The 13,563-nt window shown below is 68.8% G+C and carries 17 protein-coding genes; 11 read left to right on the forward strand and 6 right to left on the reverse strand.

All coding sequences use genetic code 11. The annotated features are described in order from the left end of the window. On the reverse strand, positions 1 to 451 hold a 451-nt coding region (upp, locus tag ABZ342_RS21025; protein WP_360475441.1), incomplete at its 3' end, for a uracil phosphoribosyltransferase. Positions 452 to 456: 5 nt separating this feature from the next. After that, positions 457 to 879, reverse strand: coding sequence for a protein-tyrosine phosphatase family protein (locus ABZ342_RS21030; RefSeq protein ID WP_360475444.1), 423 nt, complete (start codon positions 877 to 879; stop codon positions 457 to 459). A gap of 86 nt (positions 880 to 965) precedes the next feature. Here ABZ342_RS21030 and ABZ342_RS21035 point away from each other — a divergent pair, with 86 nt between their 5' ends. Continuing rightward, positions 966 to 1,580 carry a DUF1707 domain-containing protein gene (locus ABZ342_RS21035; protein ID WP_360475757.1) on the forward strand — a complete coding sequence of 205 codons (615 nt, stop codon included), beginning with the start codon at positions 966 to 968 and terminating at the stop codon, positions 1,578 to 1,580. On the opposite strand, the gene ABZ342_RS21040 is transcribed toward ABZ342_RS21035, so the two are convergent. After that, complete coding sequence (locus tag ABZ342_RS21040; RefSeq protein ID WP_360475447.1) at positions 1,577 to 2,149, reverse strand: Uma2 family endonuclease; 573 nt, start codon at positions 2,147 to 2,149, stop codon at positions 1,577 to 1,579. The genes ABZ342_RS21035 and ABZ342_RS21040 overlap by 4 nt on opposite strands. 112 nt (positions 2,150 to 2,261) lie before the next feature. Between ABZ342_RS21040 and deoC the strand changes: the two genes are divergently transcribed. The 7 genes from deoC (at position 2,262) to ABZ342_RS21075 (ending at position 8,005) form a co-directional block, all read left to right on the forward strand. Then, positions 2,262 to 3,236, forward strand: coding sequence for a deoxyribose-phosphate aldolase (gene deoC, locus ABZ342_RS21045; protein ID WP_360475450.1), 975 nt, complete (start codon positions 2,262 to 2,264; stop codon positions 3,234 to 3,236). After that, positions 3,236 to 4,666, forward strand: a complete 1,431-nt coding sequence (locus ABZ342_RS21050; RefSeq protein WP_360475453.1) for an aldehyde dehydrogenase family protein — start codon at positions 3,236 to 3,238, stop codon at positions 4,664 to 4,666. The genes deoC and ABZ342_RS21050 overlap by 1 nt, the downstream gene beginning before the upstream one ends. Beyond that, the gene (locus tag ABZ342_RS21055) at positions 4,659 to 5,525 is read left to right on the forward strand and encodes an aldehyde dehydrogenase family protein (RefSeq protein WP_155549033.1); all 867 of its coding nucleotides are present in this window, start codon (positions 4,659 to 4,661) and stop codon (positions 5,523 to 5,525) included. Before ABZ342_RS21050 ends, ABZ342_RS21055 begins: the two co-directional genes overlap by 8 nt. A gap of 120 nt (positions 5,526 to 5,645) precedes the next feature. Then, positions 5,646 to 6,362, forward strand: coding sequence for a hypothetical protein (locus tag ABZ342_RS21060; protein WP_360475456.1), 717 nt, complete (start codon positions 5,646 to 5,648; stop codon positions 6,360 to 6,362). Continuing rightward, positions 6,359 to 6,673: a hypothetical protein gene (locus tag ABZ342_RS21065; RefSeq protein WP_360475459.1), complete on the forward strand. Its 315-nt coding sequence runs from the start codon at positions 6,359 to 6,361 to the stop codon at positions 6,671 to 6,673. The genes ABZ342_RS21060 and ABZ342_RS21065 overlap by 4 nt, the downstream gene beginning before the upstream one ends. A 22-nt stretch (positions 6,674 to 6,695) precedes the next feature. Then, entirely contained in the window at positions 6,696 to 7,442 is a 747-nt protein-coding gene (locus tag ABZ342_RS21070; RefSeq protein ID WP_360475462.1) for a hypothetical protein, read from the forward strand. Beyond that, complete coding sequence (locus ABZ342_RS21075; RefSeq protein ID WP_360475465.1) at positions 7,439 to 8,005, forward strand: hypothetical protein; 567 nt, start codon at positions 7,439 to 7,441, stop codon at positions 8,003 to 8,005. The genes ABZ342_RS21070 and ABZ342_RS21075 overlap by 4 nt, the downstream gene beginning before the upstream one ends. On the opposite strand, the gene ABZ342_RS21080 is transcribed toward ABZ342_RS21075, so the two are convergent. Together ABZ342_RS21080 and ABZ342_RS21085 are read right to left on the reverse strand one after the other, a co-directional pair. Continuing rightward, positions 8,002 to 8,847, reverse strand: coding sequence for a hypothetical protein (locus ABZ342_RS21080; RefSeq protein WP_360475468.1), 846 nt, complete (start codon positions 8,845 to 8,847; stop codon positions 8,002 to 8,004). The two genes, ABZ342_RS21075 and ABZ342_RS21080, sit on opposite strands and share 4 nt — an antisense overlap. 86 nt (positions 8,848 to 8,933) lie before the next feature. Continuing rightward, a complete protein-coding gene (locus ABZ342_RS21085; protein ID WP_360475471.1) occupies positions 8,934 to 9,584 on the reverse strand; it encodes a helix-turn-helix domain-containing protein in 651 nt (216 codons plus the stop codon). Between the two features lie 177 nt (positions 9,585 to 9,761). Here ABZ342_RS21085 and ABZ342_RS21090 point away from each other — a divergent pair, with 177 nt between their 5' ends. From ABZ342_RS21090 to ABZ342_RS21100, 3 genes are read left to right on the forward strand one after another with little or no spacing between them, the layout of a single operon-like run. Then, the gene (locus ABZ342_RS21090; protein ID WP_360475474.1) at positions 9,762 to 10,982 is read left to right on the forward strand and encodes a cytochrome P450; all 1,221 of its coding nucleotides are present in this window, start codon (positions 9,762 to 9,764) and stop codon (positions 10,980 to 10,982) included. Between the two features lie 10 nt (positions 10,983 to 10,992). Beyond that, complete coding sequence (locus ABZ342_RS21095; protein ID WP_360475477.1) at positions 10,993 to 12,192, forward strand: cytochrome P450; 1,200 nt, start codon at positions 10,993 to 10,995, stop codon at positions 12,190 to 12,192. Positions 12,193 to 12,236: 44 nt separating this feature from the next. Next, entirely contained in the window at positions 12,237 to 12,431 is a 195-nt protein-coding gene (locus tag ABZ342_RS21100) for a ferredoxin (RefSeq protein ID WP_360475480.1), read from the forward strand. Positions 12,432 to 12,487: 56 nt separating this feature from the next. Here ABZ342_RS21100 and ugpC read toward each other — a convergent pair whose 3' ends face one another. Next, positions 12,488 to 13,561, reverse strand: coding sequence for a sn-glycerol-3-phosphate ABC transporter ATP-binding protein UgpC (gene ugpC, locus ABZ342_RS21105; protein WP_360475483.1), 1,074 nt, complete (start codon positions 13,559 to 13,561; stop codon positions 12,488 to 12,490). Between the last annotated feature and the right edge of the window lie 2 nt (positions 13,562 to 13,563).

Genomic DNA, 13,563 nt, shown 5'->3' on the forward strand with positions numbered 1-13,563 from the left:
CGGCGCCCCGATCGGTGAGCAGCCGGATCGTGTACTCCATCGAGCCGCCGGTGGCGAGCATCGGGTCGAGCACCATGACCGGCCGGTCGGCGAGCGACTCGGGCAGCGATTCGAGGTACGGCGTCGGCTTGAGGGTTTCCTCGTCGCGCGCGAGGCCGACGAAGCCCATCTGCGCGTCCGGGATCAGCTTGTGCGCCTGGTCGGCCATGCCGAGGCCGGCCCGCAGCACCGGGACGAGCAGTGGCGGCTTGGCCAGCTTGTAGCCCTCGGTGCGCGCGACCGGCGTGTGGATCCGCTCGGTCTTGACCGGCACGTCGCGCGTGGCTTCGTAGACCAGCATGACGGTCAGCTCGTGCAGCGCGGCCCGGAACGCGGCGCTGTCGGTGCGCGCGTCGCGCATCGTGGAGAGGCGGGCCTTCGCGAGGGGGTGATCGACGACGTGCACATCCATGCGGGTCAATCTAGTCGTTTCGCGAAGCTCTTCACCCAGCCGCGCTGCCAGGGCGTTTCGACGGCGCGTTCGTGGTAGTGCGTTCTGGTCCAGGCGACGGCTTCGCCGGCCGGGACGCCGGAGAGGATCGCGAGGCAGGCCATCACCGTGCCGGTCCGCCCGGCGCCGCCGTAGCAGGCGACTTCGGCGGTTTCGACCTTGGCTCGTTCGTGCAGGGCCTTGATCTTTTCGCGGGCGTCTTGGGGGTTCGTCGGCAGCAGGAAGTCGGGCCAGGTCACCCATTCGTGCGGCCAGGTGATGCCCCCGCCGTGCTTGCGCCGCAGTCGGCTGGTGCCCAGGTAGAGCCCGAAGTCCGGCTCGGGTTCGTCGGGTCGCGGGCGGGCGAGACCTCGCCCCCTGACGCGGGTGCCGTCCGGAAACTCGACCATAGGGGTCAGTGTCCTCCTGAAGGTGGACACGGTGGGTGGTTTTCGCCGCTAAGCTCCGCCGGGTGAGCGAACTGACGCCCGACCAGATGCGGGCTTCCGACGCGGACCGCGAACGCGTCGCCCAGGTGCTGCACAACGCCCTCTCGGAAGGGCGGATCACGGTCAACGAGCTGGAAGAACGCCTTTCGACGGTGTACGCGGCGAAGACGGTCGGCGAGCTCAAACCCGTGACAGAGGACCTGCCGTCGACGTCGGGGGCGATCGAGCCGGCGACCACGCGGGCCCTGGGCTTCCCGGACCAGCGCATCGGCGGCCACCCGGGCAGCCCGGTGTCGATCGGCGTGATGTCCGGCGCGGTCCGCAAGGGCAGCTGGGTCCTGCCCCCGCAGCACACGAGCTTCGCCTTCTGGGGCGGCGCGGAAATCGACCTCCGCCAGGCCCGTTTCGCGGACCGGCAGTGCACGATCACGGCGGTCGCGATCATGGGCGGCATCACGATCACGGTCCCGGACGACATCAACGTGGACGTGACGGGCATCGGCTTCATGGGCGGGTTCGTGCTGGAGGACAAGTCGGGAGCGCCACCCGCACCCCCGACGGCCCCGACGGTGAAGATCAACGGGCTGGGCTTCTGGGGCGGGGTCGTCGTCTACCGGAAGCCGGCGAAGCGGTCGGAACCGCCGCAGATCGAAGGGGCTTAGAGCAGCCCGGCGAGGTCGATGTTCACCGTGAAAGGGTCGGTCACGGTGAACGGCCCGTCCTCCACGGCGACTGAGGTGTAGACCTTGGTGACCGGGTCGAGCACATACCGGAAGACCCGGACCTTCTCCAGGTCGTCGGTGTTTTCGATCCGCCAGAAGTGCTGGATGCCGCCGGCCGCGTATTCGCCCGGCTTGTCGATCCGGTCGGCCGTCACCGAACCGGGTGACATGAGTTCCACCACGAGCACGCAGTGCTCAGCTCTCAACACGAATTCGTCGGGCAGCGACGAGTCGTAGACGACGATGTCCGGCCGCCGGTTCAGCAGGGGTACGTCTCGCAGCCGCAGGTCGACATCGGTGGAGACTTCGAGACCCGGACCGCACGCCGCCTCGAGCGTGTTCGCGAGCCGACGGGCGAAGATCTGGTGCGAACGGCGAGGAGCCGGGTTCACGACGATGGCTCCATCAACGATTTCGATGCGGCGGCAGACCTCTTCCGGCAACGCTTCGTAATCGTCTGCACTCAATCCGGATGCCGACAGTAACATCCAGTCGGGTAGAGCGGTCATGCTCCCACCCCCGATCATCACCGCCAGATCGCAATCAGTCCGCAACTAGCCTAACGGAGGCTAGCGCTAGTTCGCGCAACTAGACGGTAACCCGCCGCCTAGACTCAGGCGCATGACAGCCACGACCAGCACGTCAGCGGCGCCGGCCACCCCGGCACCGCTGGTGGACGCGGCTCGCGATGACGCGAGCCTGCGCCGCTTCCTGCTCGGGCTGCCCGGTGTCGACCAGGTCGGCGTCGAGCAGCGCGCGGCGGGCCTCGGCACGCGCAGCATCAAGAAGGACGCCAAGCGGTGGGCCATCGACACCGCCATCTCCATGGTCGACCTGACCACGCTGGAGGGCGCCGACACCCACGGCAAGGTCCGGGCGCTCGCCGCGAAGGCCGTCCGTCCCGATCCCGAACGCCAGGACACCCCGCGCGTCGCCGCCGTCTGCGTGTACCCGGACATGGTCGCCACCGCCGTCGAGGCGCTGAAGGGCAGCGGCGTCCACGTCGCGTCCGTCGCGACCGGCTTCCCCGCGGGCCGCACGAGCCGGGAGATCAAGCTGGCCGACACCAAGATCGCCGTCGACGCCGGCGCACACGAAGTCGACATGGTGATCGACCGCGGCGCCTTCCTCGAAGGCCGCTACATGGACGTCTTCGAAGAGATCCAGGCGATCAAGGCCGCCTGCGGCGACGCCCACCTCAAGGTCATCCTCGAGACCGGCGAGCTGGCGACCTACGACAACGTGCGGCGCGCGTCGTGGCTGGCGCTGCTGGCGGGCGGCGACTTCATCAAGACCTCCACCGGCAAGGTCTCCCCCGCCGCGACGCTGCCGGTCACCCACATCATGCTGCAGGCCGTCCACGACTGGCACGCGCAGACGGGCCAGCTGCGCGGCGTCAAGCCCGCCGGCGGCATCCGGACCACGAAGGACGCGATCAAGTACCTCGTCGCCGTGCACGAGGTCGCCGGCGAGCAGTGGCTGGTCCCGGACCTGTTCCGCTTCGGCGCGTCCAGCCTGCTCAACGACCTGCTGCTGCAGCGCCGCACCCAGGTGGACGGCCACTACAGCGGCCCCGACTACGTGACGGTGGACTGATGCCTGTTTTCGAGTACGCACCGGCGCCGGAGTCGCGCGCCATCGCGAACCTGAAGGACCGCTACAAGCCGTTCATCAACGGCGAGTTCGTCGACGGCTCGGGTGAGCCGCTCAAGACGATCAACCCGGCCACCGAAGAGGTGCTGGCCGAGGTCGGCACCGCGTCGAAGTCCGATGTGGACACCGCGGTCAAGGCGGCGCGCAAGGCTTTTTCGACCTGGTCCAGGATGCCGGGCACCGAGCGCGCCAAGTACCTGTTCCGCATCGCGCGGCTGATCCAGGAGCGCTCGCGCGAGCTGGCGGTGCTGGAGAGCCTCGACAACGGCAAGCCGATCAAGGAGTCGCGCGACTCCGACATCCCGACGGCCGCGGCGCACTTCTTCTACCACGCCGGCTGGGCCGACAAGCTGGACTACGCGGGCTACGGACCGAACCCGAAGCCGCTGGGCGTCGCGGGCCAGATCATCCCGTGGAACTTCCCGCTGCTGATGCTGGCCTGGAAGATCGCGCCGGCACTGGCCACCGGCAACACGGTGGTCCTCAAGCCGGCCGAGACGACGCCGTTGACCGCGCTGGTGTTCGCCGACATCTGCCGACAGGCGGAGCTGCCACCGGGCGTCGTCAACATCCTGCCGGGCGCGGGCGACATCGGTGCGTCCATCGTGGAGCACCCGGGCATCGACAAGATCGCCTTCACCGGTTCGACCGAGGTCGGCAAGGCGATCCAGCGCGAGGTCGCGGGCACGCCGAAGAAGCTGACGCTGGAGCTGGGCGGCAAGGCCGCGAACATCGTGTTCGAGGACGCGCCGCTCGACCAGGCCATCGAAGGCATCGTCAACGGCATCTTCTTCAACCAGGGCCACGTCTGCTGCGCGGGCTCGCGGCTGCTGGTGCAGGAATCCATCGCCGAAGAGGTGCTGGAGAAGCTGCGCTACCGCGTCTCGACGCTGCGCGTCGGCGACCCACTGGACAAGAACACCGACGTCGGCGCGATCAACTCGGCCGAGCAGCTGGCGAAGATCCGCGGGCTCGTCGAGTCCGGTGACGCCGAAGGCGCGCAGCGCTGGACCAGCCCGTGCCCGATGCCGGACCGCGGGTTCTTCTTCGCCCCCACGGTGTTCGCGAACGTCCACCAGTCGATGCGGATCGCGCGCGAGGAGATCTTCGGGCCGGTGCTGTCGGTGCTGACGTTCCGCACACCGGACGAGGCCGTCGCGAAGGCGAACAACACGCCGTACGGGCTTTCGGCCGGAATCTGGACCGAAAAGGGCTCCCGGATCCTGTGGATGGCGAACCAGCTGCGCGCGGGCGTGGTCTGGGCCAACACCTTCAACCGCTTCGACCCCACCGCCCCCTTCGGCGGCTACCAGGAATCCGGCTTCGGGCGCGAAGGCGGCCGCACCGGGCTGGAGGCGTACCTGAATGTCTGATCGGATTTCCGTCGCGAAGACGTACAAGCTTTACGTGGGCGGCAAGTTCCCGCGTTCGGAGTCCGGCCGGGTGTACCCGGTGACGGACGCGAAGGGCAAGTTCCTGGCGAACGCGGCGCACGCGTCCCGCAAGGACGTCCGCGACGCGGTGGTGGCGGCCCGCAAGGCGTTCGGAGGCTGGGCCGCGGCGACGGCGTACAACCGCGGCCAGGTGCTGTACCGGGTGGCCGAGGTGCTGGAGGGCCGCCGCGACCAGTTCATCGCGGAGGTTTCGGCCTCGGAGGGACTTGCGCCGAAGAAGGCCGAGTCCATTGTGGACGCGGCGATCGACCGCTGGGTCTGGTACGCGGGCTGGACGGACAAGATCGCGTCGGTCCTGGGCTCGGCCAACCCGGTGGCGGGGCCGTACTTCTCGTTCACGGTCCCGGAGCCGACGGGCGTGGTGGGCATCCTCGCGCCGCAGGGGTCGTCCCTGCTGGGCCTGGTCGAGGTCCTGGCCCCGGTCCTGGCGACGGGCTCGACGGCGGTGGTGGTGTCGAGCGCGGAGAGGCCGTTGCCGGCGATCACGCTGTCGGAGGTCCTGGCGACATCGGACGTACCGGGCGGAGTGGCGAACATCCTGACGGGGCGGGCATCGGAGCTGGGCCCGTGGCTGGCGTCGCACGGTGACGTGAACGCGCTGGACCCGACGGGAGCGTCTCCGGAGGATCGCGTGGGGTTGGCGCGCGAAGCGGCGAACACGGTGAAGCGGGTACTGACGGTGCCCTCGGCAGAGCCGGACTGGACGGAGGCACCGGACTTGACCCGCCTGCGGAGGTACCTGGAGGCGAAGACGGTCTGGCACCCGCTGGGCGTCTGAGTTCACGAGCGGAGGCCACTGCCCGGGTTCGGGTGGTGGCCTCCGTCGCGTTCTCGCTCACGCCGATCACTAGTACAGTCAGTGCCAGGTACGGAGCGTGACGCATCGGGGAGGATGCCAGTGCCGGACGAAGAAGAATGGGCGTTCGAGGCGGAAATCGACCTCTGGGACGACGGCGAAACCCTAGTAAAACCGCAGGAAGACGAACCGGAGCCGGGTGGGCCAACGGGCCGCGACCCGGATCGGGTCGTGACGGTCGTCGTCTCCGACGAGGCCGCGATCTTGCACGTCAAGCTCGCCGTGGACTGGAAGAGCAAGGTAGACCCCCGCGCACTGGACACGAGCGTGCTGACCGCCGCCAACGCGGCAACCATCGATGCCATGCTGCGGCAGACCCGGGACGTTCAGGAGAACCCGCCCTCACCACTCCGGTCGGCTGCGGACGAAGCTCCCCTCACTGCCCATGACGTTCTCCGGCTCGGCGATGCCGTCATGGCCGAAGTCGACGAGATCTCGGCTCGCCTGGCCGTCGCCGATCGCCCGGTCGCCGCGACGAGTTCCGGCGGACACGTCTCGGGGACCGCCCAAAGCGGACGCTACGTCAGCCTGGACATCGATCCGACCTGGGCCTCGATAGCGAGGAACGCCGAGATCGAGGCCGAGCTGACCGAGGTGCTGAAGTCGCTCCACCGCGATTCGGTGCCGGACGCCCCGGGCCGCCACGTCGGCAAGGCCACGGCCGAACTCCTGAGCCTGGTCCACGATCCCGACCGGTTGATCCGTCGCGTCCAGGTCCACGGTTCGCCGGCATCGAAGGAAGGAGCCGAAGACCGATGAGTGACATCGAAGTGGCTTTGGAGGCCTTGCAGTCGGACGCGGCTGCCTGGGACGAAGCGGCCGGCGGCCTGGGCGAGGCGGGGGCAGTGGTCGCGCCACTCGGCCTGACGCCGGCCGATGTCATGAGCTTCGCGGCAGGCCGGGGTTTCCACTACCAGTACGGGCAGACCCTCGCGAAGCTCGAGGACTCCCTTCGCCGGGGCGCTCTCAACTTCCACCGGATATCGGACAGCCTTCATCGCGGCGCCGCGATGTACCGGGTCTCCGAAGAGGAACACCAGCAGAAGCTGCGCCGGGCCGGCGGGCGCTGACGGCGCGAGGGGAACCAGAACGATGACCAACGACGTGATCGACCAAGCGCTCGCCGGGTACGACAAGTTCAGGCAGCTCGTGGAGGACCTGTTCCGGCGAGTCCGAGAGACGCTGGATTGGATCCCGGAGGCTCTGGCCGAGGTGGTCAAGCCGATCCGGGACGGTCTCGCCTTCATCGGGGACAAGGTCGCCGAATTCATGCGTGCCCACGAGAAGTTCGAGCGGGACAAAGGCGACCCCGACAAGCTGCGGGCCTACGCCGCCGAGTGGGGGGACAAGTTCACGCAGCGGCTCGACACGGCGGCCGGCGCGGTGGACCCGGCATCGTTGAAAACCACGGTGTACTGGAGTGGTCCCGCGGCCCAGACCTACCAGATCGCTCTTTCCGGACAGCTCAAGAAGATCGATGCCGCCAAGGAACTCGGCAGGCAGATGCGTGACTCGCTCACCAACCTCGCCAATGCCGTCGAGACGTTCTGGCTGACCTACAACTCGATCATCTGGGGTCTGGTCGGGGCGACCGCGGCTGCCATCGTCAGTGCGGCAACCGTCGTCGGGCTGCCTGCCGCGCTCGGCATCCTCAGTGCGGAGATCGCGGCCGGCATCCCCGCGATATTCGCGATCATCAATGTGATCGACACGACGGTGGACACCATCCAGAACGAGCTGGTGGCGATCCATGACAAAGCCGACGACCTCGGCGAAGGCTGGCAGCAGACCGACACGAGCACCATGTCGCACCCGGGCGATTGGCGGACGGCCGGATGATCGGGCCCGCGCAGGTGAACAGCCCGATCTGGGTCCCGCCGAAGCTGGCCCACCGGATCCGCCGCCTCGGCTCCGTGCTCGGGGCCGTCACCTTGGCCGCCGCGTTGCTGGTCGGTATCGGCATGCCGGTGATCGGTCCGGTGCTCCCCACCGCGACCGGACCGGTGACCATGCTCACCACCAGCGCCGGCGTTTTCCTCGGGCTGTTCCTGGCGGTCTCCGGGGTGACCATGACCATGGCCCGCGGCTGGGTCTCGCTCGGCCGCCACGCCGGCGGGACGGGCTTCCTGTTCGACGCCCGCCCGGCGGCGACCGGAGCGATCGTCCTGGTCGCCGGTGCCGTGGGCTCGATCCTCTCCGCGCTGTTCTTCTTGACGAGCTACACCGCGAACATCACCTGGACCGGCGGCCCGCACGCGACCAACGTGCACCCGGTGACGCCGCCGATCGCGCTGTTTCTCCTGCTGCCCGTGCTCGCCGTCGGCTTGACACTGGTCAACCTCGTGGTCGGCTGGCCGCTGTTCCGCCCGTCCCAGCGGACCATCCAGCGGTACGCGCGCTAGCTCATCGTCACCGAGAAGTCGGTCAGCGTGAACCTCGCCTTGCCTCCGCCCGTCGAGCAGAACTCGATCCCGTAGCCGATCTGGTTCACCGTCGGGTTGGGTGGGATCAGGCCCTTGCCGATCGCCCAGGCGATCATCGCCTTCAGGTCCAAGCTGCCCGAGTACTGCGTCGCCCGTGAAACGAACGCCACGTACCCGTCGTCGTCCGCCCAGACGTCGTACGTCGACCCTCCCGCCGTGTACGTCGCCAGCTTGTCGCCGGACGGCTGCTGCTTCAGGTTCTCCGTCCACACCATCAGCTCGCTGACGCCCTTGCCGTCGCCGACTCCGTTCAGCCACAGGTCGTACGCCACGTCGTAGATGCCCACGCCCGGGCCGCGGCCCGCGAACGTCGTCCTGATCACCGAATAGTCGTTGAACGGTTTCCCTTTTTGTTCGTTGATGTCCTTGTGCACATTCGGATAGGTTTTCACCGACGTCGAGTCGGGCTGACTGGAATCGACGTACCAGTTGTCGTACGCGCACGCGCGCAGCGTTTCCGGGCCCGCTTCGTCCTGATTCCACATGTTGTTGTGGACGTAGTAACCGCCGTCCGACCAGCCGCCGTCGGCGTCGGACGTCGTGAACTCGGGACTGCGGCAGCCGCGCACCGGTGTCGTCGACGGCGGTGTCGGAGTCGGTACCACCACAGGGGAAGACGGCGTCGGCGACACCGGGGTGGCCGACGTGGCCGGCACGCTGGGGGCCGTCGTCGAAGGCGGGACCACCACCGCGGGCGCCGCCGCGCCGCCGACCGGGCCGTCACCGCAGCCGGCGACCGCCAAGAAGGGAATCGTCAACACCACGGCCAGCATTGTTCGTCGCATTTTCCCGCCCGCAACCAGAATTCGGCAGAACGAGGCGGAACCTTAACACGGAAACCGAAGAATCAGCTGTGGTCGTCCGTGGGCTCCAGATCGGCCGAAGTGATCGGGCGGCCCGGCAGCTCGGTGCCCGGGAACGCGCTGAGCCCGTCGATCATGATCCCGACGCAGCGCCGCGCCGCCATCTCGGCGACCTCCGGCGCCTTCGCCCGCACCTGCCGCAGCAGCGTCGCGAAGAGGATGGCGATGTCCCCGGCACCGACGTCCGGGCGCAGCTTGCCCTCGGCCTGGGCGCCGCGGACGAAGTCGTCGACCACCTCGAGGATCTCGTCACGCAGGCGCCGGACCTCCGGGTCGCCCTTGAGGATCACCAGCGCCCGGTGCGACACCATCGCCAGCTGGATGCTCAGCTGCAGCTCCACCGACTGCCGCAGCAGCCGCTCGAGCGCACGCCACGGCGACGTCTCCTCCGCGGCGATCGTGCGCGCGTCGATCAGCACCCGCTCGAAGTTGTCCATCGCGACCGCGCGGACCAGCGCGTCCCGGTCCGGGAACCGGCGGTACAGCGTGCCGACGCCGACGCCGGCCGCGCGGGCGATCTCCTCCATCGGCACCTCGGGACCGGAAACGGCGAAGATGGTCTTCGCGGCGGCCAGGATCTGGTCACGGTTGCGCCGCGCGTCCGCCCGCAGGGTCGTCTCGGGGTCTGCCGTCATGCCGTTCGCCTCTCGCTGGATCGCGCGGGCTGATTCTCGCATGGTCAGGCGGCCACACACTCGAACTCGAGTGAGTCACCCGTTAGCTAGTGGACGACTTCCCTCCACTTGAGTACCTTGGGTTCTAGAACCGGAATGTAATCCTCCGCATACGTTACGTCCGTTTTAGGGGGTCCCATGACCGAAGTTGCCGAACCTGCCACGCGGGGCGAGGTGTTCCCGCTGGAGCGGAGCTGCCCGTTCGCGCCGCCGCCGGCCTACGAAAAGCTCCGCGAAGCGGGCCCGGTCCAGCGCGTCGGCCTGCCCGACGGCTCGGACGCCTGGGCCATCACCCGCCTGGAGGAAGTCCGGGAGATGCTGACCGATCCGCGGTTCAGCTCCAACCGGTTCAACCCGGGCTTCCCGATACTGACGAAGAGCGGGCGCCCGCAGCGCCGCCGGTTCACCGCATCGCTGATCAACATGGACCCGCCGGAGCACGGTGCCGCCCGCCGCGAGGTCGTCGGCGAGTTCACGGTCAAGCGCATGAAAGCCCTGCAGCCGCGGATCCAGCAGATCGTCGACGAGCACATCGACGCGATCCTGGCCGGCCCGAAGCCCGCCGACCTGGTCTCGGCGCTCTCGCTGCCGGTGCCGTCGCTGGTCATCTGCGAGCAGCTCGGCGTCCCGTACGCCGACCACGACTTCTTCCAGTCGCGCAGCTCCACCCTGCTGAACCGCGAGGTGACGCAGGAGGCGCGCATCCAGGCCGTCGAAGAGATGCAGGACTACCTCGACAAGCTGGTCGCCACCAAGGAGGCCGACCCGACCGACGACCTGCTCGGCCGCCAGATCCTCAAGCAGCGCGAGGAGCACGGCGACGTCGACCACGACTCGCTGGTCTCGCTGGCGTTCCTGCTGCTCCTCGCCGGGCACGAGACGACGGCGAACATGATCTCGCTCGGCACCGTCGCGCTGCTGGAGAACCCGGACCAGCTCGAGATCATCAAGAACGACCCGGGCAAGACGCTCGACGCCGTCGAGGAGCTGCTGCGGTACTTCACGATCGCGGAGTTCGCGACCTCGCGCGTCGCCACCGAGGACGTCGAGATCGGCGGTCAGCTGATCCGCGCGGGCGAGGGTGTCCTGGGCCTGAGCTACTCCGGCAACCGCGACGAGACCGCGTTCGAAGACGCCGACAAGCTCGATCTCGAACGTGGTGCGCGCCACCACGTCGCCTTCGGCTTCGGGCCGCACCAGTGTCTCGGCCAGAACCTGGCCCGGATGGAGCTGCAGATCGTCTTCGACACGCTCTTCCGCCGCATTCCGGAGCTGAAGCTGGCCGCGCCGGTCGACCAGCTGCCGTTCAAGCACGACGCGCAGATCTTCGGCCTCTACTGCCTGCCCGTGACCTGGTGAGGGGGACGCCATGACCACCGTCGAGAAGCACGAGTTCCCGATGACCCGCACGTGCCCGTTCGCGCCGCCGCCGGCGTACGAGGAGATCCGCGAAGAGGATCCGGTTTCGAAGGTGGGACTGCCCGACGGCGGCTGGGCCTGGGTCGTCACCCGGCACGAAGACGTCCGGACGGTCCTGAACGACCGCCGCTTCAGCGCCGACCGTCAGCACCCCGACTTCCCGCAGCTGGTCAAGGGCGGGTTCCGGCGGAAGGGCGACGAGCGCACCATGATCACCATGGACGCGCCGGAGCACGGGCCGGCCCGCAAGGCCGTGCTCGGCGAGTTCACCGTGCGCCGGATGGAGGCGCTGCGGCCGCGGATCCAGGAGATCGTGGACGGGCAGATCGACGCGCTGCTGGCCGGGCCGAAGCCGGGTGACCTGGTCGAGGCGCTGTCGCTGCCGGTGCCGTCGCTGGTGATCTGCGAGATGCTCGGCGTGCCCTACGCCGACCACGGCTTCTTCCAGGAGCACACCGCCAAGCTGATCAAGCGCGCGACGCCGCCGAAGGAGCGACGGGCGGCCTTCGACACCATCCGCGGCTACATGGAAGACCTCATCGCGAAGAAAGAGGAGAACCCGTCGGACGACCTGCTCGGGCGGCAGATCGTCAAGCTCCGCGAGGACGGTACCTACCGGCGGGCGTCGCTGGCCGCGACCGGGTTCCTGCTGCTGGTGGCCGGGCACGAGACGACGGCGAACATGATCTCGCTGTCCACCGTGGCGTTCCTGCAGAACCCGGAGCAGCTCGCGGCGATCAAGGCCGACCCGGGCAAGACGCTCGACGCGGTCGAGGAGATGCTGCGCTACTGGACGATCGTCGACGCGGCGACGGCGCGCCTGTGCGTCGAGGACGTCGAGGTCGGCGGACAGCTCATCAAGGCCGGGGAAGGCGTGCTGGCGCTGGGCTACGCGGCGAACCGCGACCCGCGGGCGTTCGAGAACGCCGACGAGCTCGACATCGAGCGCGGCGCGCGGCACCACGTCGCGTTCGGCTTCGGCCCGCACCAGTGCCTCGGCCAGAACCTGGCCCGGATGGAGCTGCAGATCGTCTTCGACACGCTCTTCCGGCGCATCCCGACGCTGGCGCTGGGCGCGGACGTCGACGACCTGCCGTTCAAGGACGACGCGAACATCTACGGCCTGTACCGGCTGCCGGTGACCTGGTAGAGATCGAAGAGCTGCGTATCCCACCACAGGCAGAGAGAAGAACCATGAAGATCATCGCGGACACCGGCAAGTGCGTCGGCGCCGGGCAGTGCGTGCTGACCGAGCCCGAGCTCTTCGACCAGAGTGAGGACGACGGCACGGTCATCGTCCTGAACGAGGCGCCCGAGGGCGAACTGGTCGAGAAGGCCCGCGAAGCGGTGCACGTCTGCCCCAGCCAGGCCCTCTCCCTGCAGGAGTGAGGGAACGGCCACCTCGCGGGCAAGGGGTTTCCCGCGAGGTGGCCGTGGCCTGTTCTTCAGGAGAGGCGGAGCGTCGTCTCCGGGTGGAAGGCGTGGGTCTCGCCTTCGCCGCGCAGGCCCACCCGGACGTTGTCGCCCATCCGGGGCGGCGTGCGGCCGTCGACCCGGACGACGAACCGGTCGTCGCCCACCTTGCCGTGCAGGTACGCGTCCGCGCCCAGTTCCTCGACCAGCTCCACCACCAGCTCGAAGCCGCCCTCCGACACCAGCTCCAGCGACTCCGGACGCACGCCGAAGACCACCTCGCGCAGGTCGCCCGCGGCCGCCAGCACCGACCGGGGCAGCGGCAGGGTGACGTCGCCCAGCTTGACGCCGCCTTCGGTCAGCGGCAGGGTCGCCAGGTTCATCGCCGGCGACCCGATGAAGCCCGCCACGAACGAGTTCTTCGGGTTCTCGTACAGCTCCCGCGGCGACGCGCACTGCTGCAGCACGCCGTCCTTGAGGACCGCCACCCGGTCGCCCATCGTCATCGCCTCGACCTGGTCGTGCGTGACGTAGATGGTCGTCGTGCCCAGGCGCTGCTGCAGCTTCGCGATGTTCGCGCGGGTCTCCACGCGCAGCTTCGCGTCCAAGTTGGACAGTGGCTCGTCCATCAGGAACACGCTGGGCTCGCGCACGATCGCCCGGCCCATCGCGACGCGCTGCCGCTGCCCGCCGGACAACGCCTTCGGCTTGCGGTCCAGGAACTTCGAAAGGTCGAGCATCTTCGCGGCCTCGGCCACCTTCGCGTCGATGTCCGCTTTGGACAGTCCACGCAGCTTCAGCGCGAAGCCCATGTTGTCGGCGACCGTCATGTGCGGGTACAGCGCGTAGGACTGGAACACCATCGCGATGTCCCGGTCCTTCGGCGGCAGGTGCGTGACGTCGCGGTCGCCGATGTGGATGGCGCCCTCGTCGATGTCCTCGAGCCCGGCGAGCATCCGCAACGCCGTCGACTTGCCCGAGCCCGACGGCCCGACCAGGACGAGGAACTCACCGTCCGGCACCGCGAGGTCGAGCTGGTCGACGGCCCGCACCGCGTGCGCGCCCGGGTAGATCCGCGACGCCGATTCGTAACTGACTCCGGCCATGG

The sequence above is a fragment of the Amycolatopsis sp. NPDC005961 genome, assembly GCF_040629235.1.
GTDB classification, from domain to species: Bacteria; Actinomycetota; Actinomycetes; order Mycobacteriales; family Pseudonocardiaceae; genus Amycolatopsis; species Amycolatopsis camponoti.